This window comes from Janthinobacterium lividum (genome assembly GCF_011601275.1).
GTDB classification, from domain to species: domain Bacteria; phylum Pseudomonadota; class Gammaproteobacteria; order Burkholderiales; family Burkholderiaceae_D; genus Janthinobacterium; species Janthinobacterium lividum_E.
The window spans coordinates 182,004-200,186 of record NZ_JAAOLY010000005.1 but is presented as its reverse complement, the minus strand read 5'-3'; the positions used below and the strand labels follow the sequence as shown (position 1 = coordinate 200,186).

The following is an 18,183-nucleotide window of genomic DNA, read 5'->3' as shown; positions in this document are numbered from 1 at the left end:
AGCATTCATTGGCGATTATCTGCAGATATTATCTCGCCTTACCGGAGACTCCATAGAGGCGCTTTCTCCGCACCAGAACGGTGCATCTGCAACATATTACAAATGTAAAAGTTTGCAACTTGAGTGGACTTCCGTGAAATATAAAAATGCCATTTAAAACAAGAATAATTATAAATTATTCCTTACAAAACAATAAGTTACCATATTTACGGTGTATTTTTTTCATTGTTTATTTACTAATTTTAAGATATTTCTTAGCATAAAATCTTTTTCCTGCCATCAATTTTTTACCGAATATGTAAGCATAAAAATATTATGGATAAACTGTTGTGTCAACGTGACAATATTAAAAAAAGCATGGCGCAACTTTTCCGAAGATGTTTTTATAAAGGTCTAGGCAAAACTGTTTATACGGTTCTGCAACAAAAATCGCTGAAGCGATCCACTAGACCGGGAAAGCCGCACATCGCACAACGATGGTCGGCCATGTGTTCAGCAGTTGAAATTCGATGGAGAATATTTTGCTTAAAAAAATAGTCTTGAAACAAAGCGTGATCGCAGTCGCCCTGACCTTGTCTTCCTCGCAGCTGGTCTACGCGCAACTGGCACCGCAGGAGCCGGCACTGCAAAAAATTCTCATTACAGGTTCGAACCTGAAGCGGGCCGACAAGGAAGGCACCTCTCCTGTCGATGTGATTACCGCCAAGGATATCAAGGACAGCGGCGTATCGACCGTTGCCGAACTGATGAAACTGGTGCCATCCATGGGCTCCGACACCAACCAGGACCAGGCCAGCGGCAGCGGTTTTGCCAAGGGCGTCGCCACGGCCTCGCTGCGTGGACTGGGCTCAAGCTCCACACTGATCCTGCTGAACGGACGGCGCATGACGCCATCGGCCTACGCCGACCCGAACAACGGCAACTCCACCCTGTATGACTTGAACAGCATCCCGCTGTCCGCCCTGGACCGCGTCGAAATCCTGAAAGACGGCGCATCGGCCGTCTACGGCTCGGACGCCATCGGCGGGGTCATCAACTTCATCACCAAATCGAACTATCGCGGTGCGCAAATCGCCGGCAACGCGGGCGCCAACGACGATGGCTTGTTCCGCCGCAAGAACGTAAATGGCTTCTTCGGCACGGGCGACCTGGACGTCGATGGCTACAACGTCTTCGTCGCAGCCGACTTCTCGCAACGCGACCGCGTTGCCCGACGCGACGCCAAGGATGTCGCCTACTCGACCTACCAGGATTTGAACGGCCGCTTCCGCTCCAACTACTCGAGTTCCATCTCGAAATACGCGACCGTGTACCGCGAATCATCGCCAGGCTCGCGCAACTTCGGCGTGACGCAAGCGACTGCGCCTGCGCGCGTAACCTTCAACCTGGGCTGCGACCCGTCGGAACGCATTACGGGCGGCACCAAGGATGGCCTGCTGCCAACGAGCATCCTCATTGGCCGCACCTTCTGTAACTATGACCTCGATCAATTCCTCGAAAGCCAGGGCGACGGCCGCGATGCCAGCGTGTTGAGCCGCGGCACCTTGAAGCTCAGCAGCAGCGTCACCGGCTACGCGGAAGCGGCTTACACGCGCTCCTCACGCTCGTACACGGGCGCGCCGATCTCCCTCGGCACGACCTCCGTCACCAATTACATGGCGACGGGCCTGGCCGATCCATTCCAGGCCATCCTGCCGATTGGCCATCCGGACAACCCGCTGACGAATGCCCGCGCATCGGTTGCCTACCGCTTTGAAAACCTGCGTGGCGGATCGGAAACGATCAACCAGAACATGCGCCTGCTGACGGGCCTGCAAGGCGATCACTTCGGCTGGAGCTGGGACACCGGCCTGCTGTGGAACCGCTCGGAACGCGATGAAACGCAATATGGCCGCCTGTACCTGCCAACCTTGCGCAAACTCAATACCGGCACCTCGCTGGCGCAGCTGGCGGCCGATCCGACCATCGGCTACGATCCGAAAAGCGAGGGCGTAGCGGAAATCGTCCAGCTGGACGGCAAGGCCAGCACGGAATTCGGCAAGCTGGGCGGCGGGGCCATGGGCCTGGCTATCGGCTTCGAACTGCGCCAGGAGAAAATCCGCATCGATCCGGACAGCAAGGTTGCCAACGGCGAAATCTACGGACAGTCCAATACCATCATCGACGGCCAGCGCAACGTCAAGTCGGCCTTCATCGAACTGCGCACGCCATTCACCAAGAGCTTCGAGATGGACTTTGCCGGCCGGGTAGACAAATATCCTGGCATCAAAACCAACTTCGTGCCGAAAGTGGGCGCCAAGTGGACCGCCACGGATACGCTGGCCTTCCGCGGCACGTATGCCGAAGGTTTCCGCGCTCCCGCACTGTCGCAAGTGACGCCAGGCGGCGCGCAATTCTTCCTGCAAGGCGTGTGGGATCCGAAACGCTGCCAGGAAGATGAGAGCACCCCGCGTCCCGGCGGCGTGACAGCCGACTGCAGCAAGTCGATCTCCGGCGTCGGTGGCGCCAATCCGGACCTGAAGCCGGAAACGTCGAAAAGCTACTCGCTGGGCCTGATCTACTCGCCAACCTCCAACATCGACGTGGTCGTCGACGTGTACCGCGTGCGCAAGGAAAAAGAAGTGGCGCTCGGTACGGCCAGCGAAGCGCTGAAGAACGAAGACCGCTCGCCGGAAAACGTCCTGCGCGACCAGAACCCGGCCAACTTCATCACGGACGCGAACGGCAATCCGATTCCCGGCACGGGCACCTTGTTGTCGGTCAAGACGCCTTGGTCCAACCAGGGTTCGACCGAACTGCGCGGCGTCGATTTCGAAGGTCGTCTGCGTAACAAGCTCGGTGAATGGGGTTCGCTCAGCACCGCCTTGCGCGGCACGTATGTCTACAGCTACAAGCTGGAGCAGCACGAAGGAGACACGGTCAACAACGTCGCGGGTACCCGTCCTAACCTGTACGACTGGCAATTGTCCACCGGCACCGACATGCCGAAGGTCAAGGCTTCGCTGACCACCAACTGGACGCGTGGCGACCATAGCGTCAACGCTTCGCTGAACTTCGTTGGCAGCGTATCGCTCAAGCGTAGCCGCGACGGCGCCGAGATCTACGACCAGCCTTTCTGTTCCTTTGGCACGAAGAAGCCTACCGATGCGGCGCCGGATCGCAATACCACGATCCCTGGCTACGAAACGGCCTTCCCGGACTGCAAAGTCGCCAGCTGGACCACGGTGGGCCTCGGTTATACGTACACCGGCTTCAAGAACCTGAGCCTGGGCATCAACATCCAGAATCTGTTCGACCGCGCCGCACCGTATGATCCGGACTACCCAGCCGTCGGCTACAACGAAGGCTTGCATAACGCCTATGGCCGCTACTTCACCTTCAATGCGCGCTACACGTTTTAATTAACGCCATGCAAAGGCAAACGCCTCCTTCGGGAGGCGTTTTTTTTGACCACTACTCGAAGGGATTGGCCACCGACGTCACCTCGGGCGGCGGCAGCTGGTCGGGCAGTTCCTGCTTTTCCAGCTGCGCCACCACGTCGCCCAGCAGTTTTTGCAGCTGTTTGGCCAGGGCCAGGCCCGGCTTGTCCTGGGTCAGGTCGATGTCGCCGCTGATGCTGATGCGGTCGACACGGTTTTCAATGGTCAGTCCGCCAATTTCCAGCACATCGCTTTCATTGGCATACGGGACGAATTTCTTTGCGCACATGGGATTTCCTCTCAAGCAGATTATTTTTTGGACTTGCTCTTCACCTTAGGCAGACTCAGCATGCGCAGCTTTTGCTGGCGCGTCAGCGACGGTAACAGATCGATGCCTATCCTGTCTTCCAGTTGCGCAATGCTCAACACTTCATATGTCTTGGTATCGACGTTTTCAATGAAGTAGGCGGCGCCGGCGCGCTGGCGCGGGCTGTACACGGCCTTGTACAGATGGCTGGGCACAATGACGCGCCCCACCTTGCGCAGGTTGCCGCCAATAAAAGCCGGGCCCGTGATCACGTACAGGTCGCCCTCCTTCTTGGCCATCTTGCGCACGGCCCCTTCGATGCCAGCCCATACATAGCGGTTGTTGCGCGCGTCCTGCGGCACCATATTGGCCAGGGTGAAGCTGTCGCGCTGGCTCTGGCGGTCCGGCATGTCGCCGTTCGGTGCCATGTGGCCACGGTCGAAGCCGCTGCGCGCATAATCGGCCAGCTCCGCGCGCTGGGCGGCGGGCAGTTTGCGTTCGGCATGGAAGGAATTTTCACGCGACAAGTCCTGCGCCGCATCCAGGTTATGCGTCGTCAAGTGTTCAGCCGACCACAGCGGCGTGCGCGTAATACCCGAATGCATCACGCCAAACACGTTATAGCACAGCTCTTTGGTCGCCACGTCCAGCTTGGGGTTGGTGATTTCGGGCTTGCGGCCATCGACATAATGGGCAGGACAGGCATCGGCATGCGCCAGGTTCGCGGCAAAGGCGGAAGCCAGCACGCCGCACGCCAGGGTCAGCCTGGCGATCGATCGTTGAATCATATTTCTCTCTGAAATCTTTGCAGGCCAGCATTCTAGCGGACGATGGGGCCGCCATACAAACGAGGCGTGCGCGCCACGGCAAGGCGCCGCGCGGCCCGGCGGCGCGCTGACGCAAATAAAGGCCAACAAGCCGCGCACAGCCATTCATATCTGCTAAGATTGCCTTGATTTGTTCGCATCGACCATTCTAGATTTGGAGAGCATATGATCAAAAAAACCCTGCTGCTGATCGTTGTCGTTGTCGCCGCCATCCTCGGCTATGCCACCACCAAGCCCGACACCTTCAGTGTCCAGCGCGAAATCACCATCAAGGCCCCGCCCGAGAAAATCGCCGGTTTGATCACGGATTTCCACTACTGGGCTGCCTGGTCGCCGTGGGAAAAGCTCGATCCTGGCATGCGCCGCACGTTTGCGGGACCGGCCAGCGGCCTGGGCGCGCAATATGCGTGGCAAGGCAATGACAAGGTAGGCGCCGGCCGCATGGAAATCACGGAAGCGGCCCAGCCCGAACGCACCGTCATCAAGCTGGATTTCCTCAAGCCGTTCGAAAGCCACAACACCACCACCTTTGCCATGACGCCCGAGGGCGACAGTACCAAGGTGAACTGGACCATGACGGGTCCCAGCCCTTATGTGAGCAAGGTCATGACGGTGTTTGTCAGCATGGACAAGATGATCGGCAAGGATTTTGAAAAGGGCTTGAACAGCCTGAAGGCGGCGGCCGAGCGCTAGACGCGCGCCATCGCCTCACTGACAGGGCCTGCGTGGCCCTGTTTTCTTTTACCGCCCTGTTTCTGGTAGGTCAATTGAAACGCATCGACGCCACATTAACAAATCCTTGCGAGAAAAAGCGCGTCGCCTGAGTATACACAGCAAAATATTTTAATCGAATGCCTTCAACAAGCATTATTTCAGGAAAAGAATACTGGCGTCTTCAACGACACCATAAATTACGCATGTTCCTTTCCCCATTCCATAAACAGTAGCACCGCTGGATTTGGCCAGCAGAGCCAGGGCGTACATGGCCTTGCCACCAGCCGTAGCCGCATCAAATGACATGGAATGGTTATAGCCAGCAACGGCACACACCGGCGGTGTACCGATGATCGTATCGGCAAAAGTTACCAACCCCTTACCATCGGAATCGATGCGTACCTCTGCCACTTTTCCAATAATCGCACCCTCCGCATAGACTTGGGACGAGATAAAAGACAAGGCAAAAGCAACACCTAAGAGTATAGTTTTCATTTGAATAGCAATAAAATAAATTGCTATTTTATATTGACTAATGCAATAAATAAAGTTATTTGAATGTTAAATTGGCGATCAGCCGCATGGAAATAAACCGCCCTTTACGCCGCCCGTACCATTCAGGCTGGTGAAAAGGGGGCCGCCCACTTAAAACTGCTCGATCCAGGCCGCTAGGTGATCCGGTGTAAGCGCCGGTTCCGCCTGCACCACCTTGCCCTGCAAGCCCTGTTCCGTCTTGCTCAGCTGCAGCGACCATCCGCGCCGCGCCAGCCATAGCAGGCTGGCCAGCCAGAAGGCGTGGATGGCCGAGACGGGCGTGGTGGTCGGCGTTTCCAGGAATTCCGTCAGCAGGCGTGCGTCGAGGAACAGCGCCGTGCCGCCCTGATTCTGCAGCGACGCGCCAAACACGGGCAGCAGCATGTCGATGGCCTGCTCCACGCCGCGTCCCGGATGTTCGCGCTCGAGCGTATCGAGCTGCAGGCGCACGGCGGCGGCAAACGCCGTGCCGCGGAAGGCTTCCGAACTGACCAGGTCGGCATAATCCATCAGCAGCCAGTCCGGCTCGGGTGGCGTGACGCCGGCCGTCAGTGCCGCCGACAAATACGCTTCCACGGGCAATTGCTGTTCCGGACCAGCCAGGCTGGCGCACAGAGCGTACAGGGTGCCGATGCGGTTGGCGACGGCTTGCCGCTGGCGCACCATCAGCTTTTCACGCAGCAATTGCGCGTGTTCGTTGCGCAGCCGCGCCAGTTCCAGCGCCTGTTTCAATTCCATGCGCAGCGCCGCGATATCCCACGGCTTCTGGATGTAGCGGTGAATCTGCCCCTGGTTGACGGCTTCTACCGTGTGCTCGAGTTCGGAATACGCGGTAGTCAGGATGCGCACGATGTGCGGATGGCGGTCCCAGCAATACGACAGCAGCTCGTTGCCATACGCGCCGGGCATGCGCTGGTCCGACACCAGCACGGCGATGCGGTCGGCCTGCTCGTCGAGGATGCGCTTGCCTTCCTCGACCGAGGTGGCCGTCAGCACGTCGGCCAGCGGCGCGATGGCGCGCTGGAAATATTTGAGGGCGTTGGCCTCGTCATCGACATAGAGTATCGTCGGCAAGCCTTGCGTCGGCTCACGCTGAGCCGGCAAACGCAGATTGGCGTCAATCATGCTCGTTCCTTATGTGTACTGGAAAATTCAGGGTTACCGTGGTGGCACTGCCACACTCGGTGGCGATATCGAGGTTGCCGCCGAACGACTGCATCATGCGGTGGCAGAACACCATGCCCCAGCCCTTGCCTTCATCGCCGCCGGCACTGACGGGGTCGATCAACAGCTGCTCGACAATCTCGGGGGCGATACCGGGACCGTTGTCGCGCACCGTGATGCGGCCGGCATCGATGCGGATGCCGATCGCTGGATGGGCTTGCTCGCCGGCCGAGCGCAAGGCATTCGCCAGCACGGACGACAGGATCAGCGCGACGCAGTTGGGCGACTCGGCAATGGCAAAATCCTCGCCCTGCTCGACCGTGATGGCGGCGCGCTGGGCCGCGCTCAGGGGATAGCTGTCAAGCAAGGCTGCCAGCAACTGGCGCGCGCTGCCCGCGCGGCGGCCGCCCTGCATGCCGGGGCCGGCACTGGCCAGGCGCACCGTGTCGACAAAGCTGGCCAGCACGGACAAACAATAGCGCGCATTATCGTGCATCAGGGCCGCCGCTTCACCGATCTCGGCCTGCGGTGCCGAGCCGTCCTGCGCGCGCCGTTCGATGCCGCGCGCGAAATTGGCGATGGCCGCCAGCGGCGTGTTCAATTCATGCGCGAGGAAGGCCAGCGATTCTTCCATCGCCACCAGCCCCTGTCGGCGCGCGGCGCGCTCGCGTCCTGTCTGCACGGCCAGTTGCAGCGCCGTATGCATGGCGTTCAGGTCGAGCGGCTTTTCCAGCAGGCGGAACAGCGAGCCGCCGTTGATCAGTTCCAGCAGCACGTCCTTGTCCGCATAGGCGGTGACGAGCATGCAGACGATGTGCGGATAGCGCTGCGCCACTTCCTGCAGCAATTCGCTGCCCAGGCGGTCCGGCATGCGGTAATCGGTGACCAGCACGTCGACGTGGGCGCCGTTTTCCGCCAGCAAGGCCAGCGCCGCATCGACGCCGGACGCCGTCAGCACCCGGTAGCGGGGGCCGGCGGCGCGCTCGAAATACTTGCAGGCAAGCGCCTCGTCGTCCACATACAGCACGCTGGCGCGGCTATCGCTGTCCATGCTAACGGCCCTCCCAGTCGGAGCGCTGCAGGTCGAAATTCATGCTGGCCCAAACGCCCAGCTCGCTTTCGGCGCTCAGGGTGCCGCCGTGGCGCTCGATCACGCCATAGCTGATGCTCAGGCCCAGGCCCAGGCCCTGTCCCACTTCGCGCGTCGTGAAGAACGGTTCGAACACGCGCGCCAGGTTTTCCGGCGCGATGCCGGGGCCGTTGTCGCGCACGCTGATACGCAAGCGGTTGTCATCCCAGTGGGCCGTGATGCGGATCTCGAACGGCGGCGCATTGCCCTTGCGCATGGACAGCACGGCATTGCCCAGCAAATTGATCAGCACGCCCACGATGGCCGCTTCGTCGCCGCGCACCAGGGTGTCGACCGGCAAGTCGTGGCTGATGCTGACATTTTTCGTCTCATGCCCCACCAGGCGGATGGCCGCGTCGAGCGCGCTGCGGAACTGGAAGTGCCCCGTTTCGAGCTGATTGCCGCTCTTGCGGTAGGCAAAAGTCTTCAAGTCGGACACGATGTGCTGCACGCGCAGCATGCCCTGCTTGGCGTCAGCCAGGCATTCGCTGACCAGCGCGCTTTGCTTGGCGGCCGGGTCTTCGATGGCCACCTCGATGGCCATCATGCAGAAATTGACGGGATTGTTCACTTCATGCAGCATGCCGGCAGCCAGGGTGCCGATGGCGGCCATTTTCTCCTGCTGCAGCATCTGGCCCTTGATATCGGCCAGGCTTTTGTTGGTTTCTTCCAGCTGCGTGTTCTTTTGCGCCACTTCCGCCTTCAGCTGGAACAGCATGAAACGGGCGCGCTCATTGAAATAGGTAAATACGGCGCTGATGCTGGCCGACATGATGAGGAACAGGCAGTTGACGACAAACGTGCCCGGCAGATCGAAGCCGCCCGCATGCCAGGCGCAGGCCCCCACGTACAGCAGGCAGGAAATGGCGCCGAAGACCATGTTTTGCCACAGGCCGAAGGCCAGCACGATGCCCGAGGAATAGATGGCCAGGGTCATGCCCACGTAATAGATCGAGGTGGCGCCTTCCGTGACGGCAATCATCCAGGCGATCATGATTTGCGGCAGGATCAGCCAGACGAACGTCAGTCCCTGGATGCGGTCCTGCGCCCAGCGCGTGCGCATGGCCAGCACGACACAAAAGATCAGCACCGACACGACGATGCGCGCACTGGTGAACGCCGACTGCTTGTCCGGATACAGGGCCGAATCGAGGCCCATGCCCAGCAGGATCAGCACGATGCCCGTGTAGGCCCCGCCGCGGCTAAATTCAAGGCGGAAGTCGCGCAGAACGGCCGTGTAGCCGGCGTGCAGGCCTGGCGTATCCATCAAGGTATGCTCACTTCCGCAAACACATTCACGCCCGTGGCGTCGACATAGATCTGCGGGTTGGTCGCGTGTTCGGGCAGCAGGGCCGACAGGCCCTCTTCATTGCGGTAAATCAGATGCCACTCCAGCAAATGCTCCATGCCGAACTTGCCGGGATTGTTCGCGTGCACATTCGTCACCAGCAGGCGCCCGCCTGGCCCCACGCGCGAAGCGAAGTGCATCAGCAGGCGCGCACACACTTTATCGGACAGGTAGTCGAACAGGCCGGCGCAATACACGGCGTCGAAACTTCCGGGCAAACCCGTCGCGCCCGAGCCATGGCGGCGCTTGAGCAGGTTGTGCACCGAGTCATGCACATAATCGATTTCCACCACGCGCCCCGTGCGCTGCATGATCGTCGTCAGGCGCGCGCGCGTCCAGTCCAGGGTTTCGCTGCTGAAGTCGACCAGCTCGAACGCCAGCCACTGCGCGTCGGGGCACGTCTCGAGGAAACGTTGCACCTCGATGGCCGGCCCGCAGCCCACGTTGAGCACTTTATATATGCGCCCGGCGGCGCGCGCCGCGGCCGCCTTTTGTGACAGGAATTCCGTCAGGATATCGATGCGGTTGCGGTGCGCCGTGGCGACGGCCGCCTGCAGGAAGGCGGCATTGACGATCTGAAAATACGTGCTCGGACCCTGGCGCGGATCGTCGAGCAGCTGGTTGACCATCTGGTAGTCGCCCGCATAGCCGAGCGGCTTGGTAAACGTGCGAAAGACGAACGGTGCGCGCAGGATCAGGGGGTGCAAGGCCGCCTGGGCGAACGCGCGGTGGGCCGGCGCCCGCTCTTCCTCGACGAGCGAGGCTTCCACCTCGAGCTGGCGCAAGTAAAGCTGGGTCTGCTCCATCAGCGGCAAGGCCAGCTCGTCGAAGATATCGGGGCGCAACCGGCCGTTTTCCTTGGGCAGCGAATCGGACAAGTCGACCTGCTCGACCCAGCGCGCCACTTCCGACAGAAAGGCGCGCATTTCGTTGACGACGATCTGGTAGTCGCGGCGGATGCGGAAGCGCTCGCCCCAGCCGGCGACGAAAGCGCTGGACTCTTTCAATACGGCGCCCTTGACGACGACCACGTCGCTCAGCTCGCGCCACTCGTCGATCAGGGTCACGGAAACGATGGCGGTCAGGCCCGTGTTGACGCTGCTGATGACGACGGCCTTGCCCACGTAGGCGTTCTTCGCCCCCATGCGCACCGTCACGTCATTGAGCACCTCGCTGACCTGCACAATCGAGTATGGATTGTAGATTTCCATGACGAGCGAATTGCGCTGCAAGTTGAAAATCGTGCCGCGCACCGCCTCACCTTGGGTGTTGCGGAAACTGACGACTGGATCGATCTGCGATTGTGAATACACGATTGAGCATTATCAAGTTGCCCGGTTTCCGGCGCACCACACTGGTGACACCAGATTCCAGGCTGGGTTAAGGCACGGCACACCAGTCGTTTGCCGCCGGCGCCGCCATCGCAATGGCGGTATTGCGGCGTCGCGCGACGCCGTGCCGGAGCGCCTCAAAGCGCGTCTGTTCGCTCTCTGATCGAGTGTACTATGGATGTAGCAGAACGGGCAATTGTTCCCTCAGGAACAACTGCCCGTGGCGCTGGCGCGCAACGCCGCCGCTCATCCCGCGACGAACAGGGCCAGCGCATGACGCAGCAACTGCGGCGTTTGCCCCGTCCAGCGCTTGAACGAGCGGCGAAAGTTGGTGGCATCATGAAAGCCGAGGTAGGCGGCCACGGCGTCGTTGTCGTAGCCATGCGCCTGGAACAGATAGATGGCCTTGTGCGCGCGCACCTGGTCCAGCTCGGCCTGGAAATGCGTGCCATGGCGCGCCAGGTGACGCTTCATGGTGGCGGGACTGACGCCGAATTCCTGCGCCGTGCGCTCCAGAGTCGGCGCGCAGCGGATATTGGCCAGCAGATAGTCGTACAGCGCGCCGAGCAGACTGGCCGCCGGCACGGGCGCCAGGGCCGCCGCGCGCAAGGCCAGCGCGGCCGCCGTGGCATTGCCGCGCGGCCAGGGTTTATCCAGCCAGCTGGAATCGATGAGCATGGCGTCGACCTGGCAATCAAAACGCAGGGCCTGGCCCAGGTGCACCTCATGCTGCTCCACGTGGCGGGGCCGCGCGCGGTTGAAGCAGAAGCGCCAAGGCAAGGACTCTCCGGCCAGCCAGCGGCACATGGCCGCCAGCGCCGTCATGTGCATTTCCACGAGAAATGGCAGCTGGCTCGGCGCGCCGAACGCGTCGACCCAGTACAGCACGTGCATGTCGCCCGCCCCGCGCAAGCGCGGTTGCAGCAGCGGACACAGCAAGGTATGAAAGTCGCATAGCATGGTCAAGGCCTGGCGCAGATTCTGCGCCTGCAGCAAGGCATGGCTGGCGGCACCGTAATGGCCGGGCAGCATTTGCTGGCCCAGCATGAAGCTCGTGTCGGCGCTGTCCAGGCCGCGCGCCACGTTGGCCAGCAATTGCAGGTATTGCGCGGCGCTGACCTGGCTTTCCGCGGACGGCAGCGCGACGCCATCGAGGCCCGTGCCCTTGAGCAACGGCGTCACGGCCAGCTCCCGGCTGCGTGCGTAATCGAGCACCAGCGCCGGCTGGTGATGGGCCGCGATGCTGGGGTCGCCTTGCTGGTTCAGCGGCATCAGGCAGGCGCAGCGGAACTGATCCCGGCACCGGAGCGTGGCGTCTCCACGGCCCGGCTCAGCTCGGCCAACACCACTTCCGGCACGCCATCGGTGAGCGAGCACGCGTGCCGCAGACTCAAGCGGATTTCACGGTTGTCGTTGGCATGGTGGCGCATCTGTCCCACCATCGCGCACAGGTGGCGCGCCTTCACGGCCGCATCCTCGCGCGACACGCCCGGCATCAGCACGGCGAAGCGGTCACCCGCATAGCGGCACAACAAATCGTCATTGCGCAAGTTCAAGAGCAGCATGTGGCCCACGGCTTGCAGCACGCGGTCGCCTTCGCGGTGGCCGTATTCGCGGTTAATCAGGTGAAAGCTGTCGATATCGAGCAAGACGAGCGCGCAATCAAGGCCGGGGCGACGTTCCTGTTCCAGGCGCATCTGCGTGCGCAGATAGCTGGCGTCGGCCAGCTGCGTGATGCGGTCGAAGGCGCGGTGGTCGCGGAACAGGCGTTCGCGCTTTTGCAGGTGTTCGTTCAGGCGAAACTGTTCCTGGCGCCAGTAATACATGCCAATCGTCACCAGCAGCATGCCAAACGGAATCAAGCCTTCGAGCCAGTTATCCCACACGGCGCTCTTGTCGATGGCAAAGAATTCGTCCAGGCAATCGGCCCAGGAGCCCAGCATGATGGCGCACAGGCCGCCGGCGATCAGACTCGTCACCAGCCCGCGCGGGCGGCTGCTGAGGGTAAACAAAAACCAGACGCCCGCCATGACGGCCGTGCCGCCTTCGCAGACGATATCCATCCACTTCCAGATAGCAATCGGTTTAGGGTGCCCTAACGTGGCGTACAGGAACAAGAACAGGGGCAAGGCCAGTGCGGCGGCAATCAGGCTGTTACGGTGCAATGGCAGCATGTGGGAAAACCTTTAAAAGTGGTGCTGTCGCCACGATAGCGCCCGCCCATGACGGCACGATGACATGCCCCGCGCCCGTGCGGCAGGTGCAAACGGCTCAGCATTACCATGGCCTCCCATGCAAATCCGGCTAGCCATTGCCCATGCGCCCTGCCGTGGCAGGTCATTTCAGCTCACCACGGTTCATTTCCGGCCGGAAAGCGGTCATGGGCCGTTGTTTTCAAGGTGGCAAGCCCTTGCCTGTCACGCAACCGTCATATTTGCTGCCTAGAATCCGCCCGGTTCCTTCCTCTAACCGAGCTCTTCATGAAAACCATGCACACTTCGTTCCCCTCCCCGCTGCGCCTCACGGCCCTGGCCCTCGGCATCATGGCCGGCTTCAGCGGTCAAAGCCATGCGCAAGATGCGGACGGCCAGCCGGCCGCCACCGTGGTCGTCAGCGGTCAGCGCGCCAGCCTGCGCAACGCCATTGCCGCGCAAGAGAAAGCCGACAACATCATCAGCGTCATCAGCAGCGACGATATCGGCGGCTTGCCCGATAAAAACGCGGCCGAGGCGCTGGCCCGCTTGCCGGGCGTGTCAGTGCAGCGAGACCAGGGCGAAGGCCGCTACATCACGGTGCGCGGCCTGGGCCCGGACCTGAACGCCGTCACCATCAACGGCGCCCTCGTGCCGTCGCCGGAAGCGGGCCGCCGCGCCGTGGCGCTCGACATCCTGCCTGCCGGCCTGATCCGCACCTTGGAAGTCTCGAAGACCCTGCTGCCGGAAATGGACGCCAACTCGCTGGGCGCCACGGTCGAAGTCAAATCGCTGTCCGCCTTCGACTTGCCGGGCAAGCTGCTGTCGGCCAATGTGGGCGCCAGCTACGATGAAAAGACGGGCAAGACCAGCCCCAGCGGCGGCGCCCTGTGGGCCCAGCGCTTCCTCGACGGCAAGCTGGGCGTGGCAGCGGGCCTGAGCGCGGAAAAGCGCTCGTTTGGATCAAGCGACGTGGAAACGGGCGGCGCCTGGAGCAAAGGTAAATTGTCGGGCCTGGAATTGCGCGACTACTTGCCCGTGCGCAAGCGCGGCGCCCTGGCCATCAACCTCGATTACCGTCCCGAAGCGGGCAACAGCTGGTTCTTGCGCTCTTTTGTGAGCGAATTTTCCGACAATGAGGTGCGCGACCGCCTGACCATCAGCAATATCGCGGGCGGCAGCCTGGCCGAAGACCAGACTGCCAGCGCGCGCGCCGAGCGCCGCATCCGCCAGCGCAAATACACGCAGCAAGTGCGCTCACTAGTCCTGGGCACGCAACAGAAATCGGGCGACTGGACCCTGGACATGAAAGGCGGCCTAAGCCGCGCCACGGAAGACACGCCGGAATCCCTGAACGACGGCCGTTTCCGCGGCCTCGGCAATTTTGCCGGCATCAGCTTTACGGATACGCAAGAACCCAAGCTGAGCGGCCCCGCCTCGCTGTACGACCCGGCCAGCTACGCGCTCAACGCCATCACCCTGCAAAAGCGCTACTCGAAGGACAATGAACACCATGCGCGCATCGATCTGGCGCGCAAGTTCGACATCGCCACCCTGAAATTCGGCGCCAAAGTCAGCCGCCGCGAAAAGACCAATGACACGGATCAATGGGCGTATAACAGCAACAAGGCCACGAGCGGCAATTACTGGGGCGCCGGCTCCACGTCAATGAGCAATTTCGTGCAGGGCCACAATCTCGACTACGACCTGGGCAACATCGGCGTGGCGCTGGACCCGGCCCTCATCCGCGCCCGTGTCGCGGGACTGGACCGTGCCAAGGCGCGCCTGGCCACGGAATCCATCATCAACGATTACCGCATGCATGAAGACATCAACGCCATGTATGTGCAGAACAGCTATGACTTCGACGCCTGGCACATCCTCGGCGGCGTGCGCGCCGAACGTACCAGTTTCGAGGCGGCCGGCTCGCAAGTGGACAGCGCCGGCGTTGCCACGACATTGACACGCGAACGTTCGTACACCAACTGGCTGCCGAACCTGCAAACCCGTTATGACGTCGACCAAAAGACCAGCGTGCGGGCCGCCTGGACGCAGGCCGTGGTGCGCGCCAATTTCAGCCAGCTGGCACCGGGCATCAGCCTGGCCAGCAACACGGAAGCCGTGATCGGCAACCCGGACTTGAAACCGCTGAAGGCGAACAACCTGGACCTCGGCATCGAGCGGGTGCTGGGAAACGACGGCGTGATGTCGGCGTACGGCTTCTACAAGGACATCAAGAATTTTACGTACACGACCAACTTGGCCGGCACGGGTCAATGGACGGGCTACACGACGGCAACTTCGTATGCGAATGGCGACGCGGCCAAAGTCAAAGGCATCGAACTGGCCTACATGCAGCCGCTGCGCATGCTGCCGGCGCCATTCAATAAATTCCTCGTCGGCGTGAACGGCACCCTGAGCACGTCAAGCGCGCAAATCGGCCGCTTCGACAAGACGACGAACAAGCAACTCAACCGCGACATCCGGCTGCCGGGCCAGTCAAACCAGGTGATGAACTTGATGCTGGGCTATGAAACGGGACCGGTGAGCGCACGCCTGGCCCTCAACTACAAGTCGCCGTATCTGCTGGAAATGGGCAACGACATCCTCGACCAAAGCCAGGACCATATCGTCGCCAGCCAGAAGCAGCTCGATTTCTCGCTGTCGTACCAGATCAACAAACAGTTCCAGGTAGTGTTCGAAGCGGCCAACCTGAACAACGAGAAATACTATGTTTACCAGGGCACGAAGCAATTCAACGTGCAGAACGAACAATACGGCCGCACTTTCAAGGTGAGCCTGAAAGCCAGCGCCTTCTGATGATGATGTCAACTAACATGAAAAAAAACTTACTCTGCAGCGCTTTGCTGGCTGCTTTTTACCTCGCGGGCACGGCGCAAGCCGCGCCTGCCAATGCTTTACCTTCTTTAACGCAGGAAGCGGATGAACTGGCGCGCCTGCCCGGCGGCGGCTGGCTGACCCTGGACAAGCATGGCTTGCGCCTGTTCGACGCAAGCGGCCAGGAACGGGACCGTATCGCCGTGCGCGCCAAGCAGCTCGACACGCGCATCGATGGCGGCAAGGTGCTGGTCGTCTTCCTGGAAGCGGACACGCAGCGCCCGCTGCCCGTGTCCGTCGACGTGCAGGCCGGCAAGCTCAATCGCCTGGCACCGTTCCCCGTTCCCACGTTTTCCGTGGAAGCGTCGTGCCTGTACCGCGACGCCCAGCAGCTCGATCACCTGTTTTTGATCGGCAAGGATGGGCAGGCGGAACAGTGGGTAATGCAGGGCGAACAGCGCAGCCTGGTACGCAAACTCGCCTTGCCGCCGCATGCCAAGCATTGCCGGGTCGACGATGGCGCCCAGCGCCTGCTGGTGAGCGAGGCTAACATGGGCGTGTGGGCGTATGACGCCGACTCGGAAGGCATGGGCAAGCGCGAAGTGGTGGCCCTGCGCAAGCCCTACGGCCAGCTGGACGGCGGCGCCGGCGCGCTGACCGTGCTGCCCGGCGGCGTGGCCGTGCTCGACGGCAAGGCGGACATGCTGCACCTGTACGCCCATCAAGGCGGGCAGTGGACAGCCCAGCCGCCGCAAGCCATCGCCTTGAACGTGCGCAAGGGTGACAGCCAATTGGCGCTCGACGGACATTCCTTGATGCTGCGCGGTAAGAACGGTTGGCAAGCGCGGCCCTTGAAATGGAATGGCAAGGCGGAAACGCAGCCGCCTGTCGCCATCATCGCCCCGCAAGCGCAGACAGAACCGATGGCGCGCCAGGGCGACGCGGCCGACGACCCGGCCATCTGGCTGGCCAGCAACCCTGCCGACGCGCGCATCCTCGGCACCAACAAAAAGCAAGGGCTGCTCGTCTACAACCTGCAAGGCAAGCAGACCCAGCTGCTGGAAGTGGGCCGCCTGAACAACATCGACGTGCGGCAAAACATCAGCCTTGGCGGCGGTAAGGTCGACCTGGCCGTGGCCACCCAGCGCGACGACAACAGCATGATGCTGTTCACCATCGATGCCGATGGCGTCGTGGCGGAAGCGGGCCGTTTCCCGACGGGCCTGAAAAGCATCTACGGCATGTGCTTGTACCAGCCCGCCGGCGGCGGCGTGCAAGCGTTCATCAACGACAAGGATGGCACCTTCCAGCAATACAGCATCGGCATGAACGGCAACAAGTTCAGCGCGACTCTGTTGCGCAGCTTCAAGGTCGCCACGCAACCGGAAGGCTGCGTGGCGGACGACGCCAACGCCAGATTGTTCCTCGGCGAGGAAACACGCGGCATCTGGACCACCTCGGCCAACGCCGCCAAGCCGGACGCCCTGACCATGGTCTTGCCCGTGGGAGCGCAATTGACGGCGGACGTGGAAGGCATGGCCATCTACCGCAAACCGGGCGGCAAGGCTGATTCTGGCTACCTGGTCGTCTCCAGCCAGGGCGACAGCAGCTACGTGGTGCTCGACGCACAAGCACCGTACAAGGTGCGCGGGCGCTTCAAGGTCGGCTTCAACTTGGCGGCCGGCATCGACGGCACCTCGGAAACGGATGGCCTGGACGTCACGGCCGCCAACCTGGGCGGCGCGTATGCGCAAGGCATGCTGGTGATACAAGACGGCTACAAACGCCTGCCCGATGGGCCGCAGAACTTCAAGTATGTGGCGTGGGGGGATGTGGCGAAGGCCTTGAAGCTGGAGTAATGACCGTGGGGCGGCCAGTCAAGGCTGCCCCATGCCCGATAACGATATTAAAAATTGCCGCTATCTTGTAAGCGGCATATCGATGGCAAAAGGCAGGCTTTTGCCAAAAAAATCCACCTTGCCTGTCACAGCCAGGCGTTGCGCCGACAATTCCACCAGGCGCAGATCCGCTACGTCACGGTATTCCATCATGTAGAGCGCGGATTCACACTGCGTGTTGCCTGCATCGACGGCAAGCATTTGCACGGGCGCGGCATCCGGTCCCGCAACGAGCAAGCCCTGCAAAGAGAAGGACGGCGGATACAGCGCCCATGACCAGGGCGCATCGTCGTCTTCCGTCAGCCGCATGAACACATCGTCGTCGGCTTCGACCTTGATATTGATTTCCCGCATCCCATCGGCGCGTGCCTCCAGGCTGACCCGGGATTTCGCGACATCCACTTCGAAATTGGTGTCGCCGATATTGAATACATGCATTACGCTGTTACTCCTGAATGACGCGTGAATCTGCTGCCCGACAG

14 protein-coding genes are annotated in these 18,183 nt (G+C 61.3%); 4 read left to right on the top strand and 10 right to left on the bottom strand.

The genetic code is table 11. The features are described 5' to 3' along the window. The first annotated feature begins 551 nt into the window (after positions 1-551). Complete coding sequence (locus GYK42_RS09905) at positions 552-3,401, top strand: TonB-dependent receptor domain-containing protein (protein ID WP_166447371.1); 2,850 nt, start codon at positions 552-554, stop codon at positions 3,399-3,401. Between the two features lie 52 nt (positions 3,402-3,453). On the opposite strand, the gene GYK42_RS09900 is transcribed toward GYK42_RS09905, so the two are convergent. Both GYK42_RS09900 and GYK42_RS09895 read right to left on the bottom strand, forming a co-directional pair. Next, positions 3,454-3,708: a hypothetical protein gene (locus GYK42_RS09900; protein WP_166447370.1), complete on the bottom strand. Its 255-nt coding sequence runs from the start codon at positions 3,706-3,708 to the stop codon at positions 3,454-3,456. A gap of 20 nt (positions 3,709-3,728) precedes the next feature. Beyond that, positions 3,729-4,514 carry a DNA/RNA non-specific endonuclease gene (locus tag GYK42_RS09895; RefSeq protein ID WP_166447369.1) on the bottom strand — a complete coding sequence of 262 codons (786 nt, stop codon included), beginning with the start codon at positions 4,512-4,514 and terminating at the stop codon, positions 3,729-3,731. Between the two features lie 204 nt (positions 4,515-4,718). Here GYK42_RS09895 and GYK42_RS09890 point away from each other — a divergent pair, with 204 nt between their 5' ends. Then, a complete protein-coding gene (locus tag GYK42_RS09890; protein ID WP_166447368.1) occupies positions 4,719-5,246 on the top strand; it encodes an SRPBCC family protein in 528 nt (175 codons plus the stop codon). A gap of 174 nt (positions 5,247-5,420) precedes the next feature. Here the strand turns inward: GYK42_RS09890 and GYK42_RS09885 are convergent, their stop codons facing one another. The 7 genes from GYK42_RS09885 to GYK42_RS09855 all read right to left on the bottom strand — a co-directional run bounded on the left by GYK42_RS09885 (position 5,421) and on the right by GYK42_RS09855 (position 12,947). Next, on the bottom strand, positions 5,421-5,762 hold the full coding sequence (locus tag GYK42_RS09885) for a hypothetical protein (RefSeq protein ID WP_166447367.1): 342 nt from the start codon (positions 5,760-5,762) through the stop codon (positions 5,421-5,423). 150 nt (positions 5,763-5,912) lie between these two features. Further along, positions 5,913-6,926, bottom strand: a complete 1,014-nt coding sequence (locus GYK42_RS09880) for a response regulator (protein WP_166447366.1) — start codon at positions 6,924-6,926, stop codon at positions 5,913-5,915. Further along, positions 6,919-8,016 (bottom strand): hybrid sensor histidine kinase/response regulator, encoded by a 1,098-nt coding sequence (locus GYK42_RS09875; RefSeq protein WP_166447365.1) that lies wholly within the window; start codon positions 8,014-8,016, stop codon positions 6,919-6,921. The genes GYK42_RS09880 and GYK42_RS09875 overlap by 8 nt, the downstream gene beginning before the upstream one ends. Before the next feature lies 1 nt (position 8,017). Beyond that, positions 8,018-9,361: a sensor histidine kinase gene (locus GYK42_RS09870; protein ID WP_166447364.1), complete on the bottom strand. Its 1,344-nt coding sequence runs from the start codon at positions 9,359-9,361 to the stop codon at positions 8,018-8,020. Then, entirely contained in the window at positions 9,361-10,755 is a 1,395-nt protein-coding gene (locus GYK42_RS09865) for a class I SAM-dependent methyltransferase (RefSeq protein ID WP_166447363.1), read from the bottom strand. The genes GYK42_RS09870 and GYK42_RS09865 overlap by 1 nt, the downstream gene beginning before the upstream one ends. Before the next feature lie 264 nt (positions 10,756-11,019). Beyond that, a complete protein-coding gene (locus tag GYK42_RS09860; protein ID WP_166447362.1) occupies positions 11,020-12,045 on the bottom strand; it encodes an AraC family transcriptional regulator in 1,026 nt (341 codons plus the stop codon). Then, entirely contained in the window at positions 12,045-12,947 is a 903-nt protein-coding gene (locus GYK42_RS09855; protein ID WP_166447361.1) for a GGDEF domain-containing protein, read from the bottom strand. Before GYK42_RS09855 ends, GYK42_RS09860 begins: the two co-directional genes overlap by 1 nt. 306 nt (positions 12,948-13,253) lie before the next feature. On the opposite strand from GYK42_RS09855, the gene GYK42_RS09850 reads away from it, so the two are divergent. Together GYK42_RS09850 and GYK42_RS09845 are read left to right on the top strand one after the other, a co-directional pair. Further along, positions 13,254-15,785: a TonB-dependent receptor gene (locus GYK42_RS09850; RefSeq protein WP_166447360.1), complete on the top strand. Its 2,532-nt coding sequence runs from the start codon at positions 13,254-13,256 to the stop codon at positions 15,783-15,785. Between the two features lie 17 nt (positions 15,786-15,802). Further along, a complete protein-coding gene (locus tag GYK42_RS09845) occupies positions 15,803-17,662 on the top strand; it encodes a phytase (protein WP_166447359.1) in 1,860 nt (619 codons plus the stop codon). A gap of 60 nt (positions 17,663-17,722) precedes the next feature. On the opposite strand, the gene GYK42_RS09840 is transcribed toward GYK42_RS09845, so the two are convergent. Beyond that, a complete protein-coding gene (locus GYK42_RS09840; RefSeq protein ID WP_166447358.1) occupies positions 17,723-18,139 on the bottom strand; it encodes a hypothetical protein in 417 nt (138 codons plus the stop codon). Positions 18,140-18,183 lie beyond the last annotated feature (44 nt).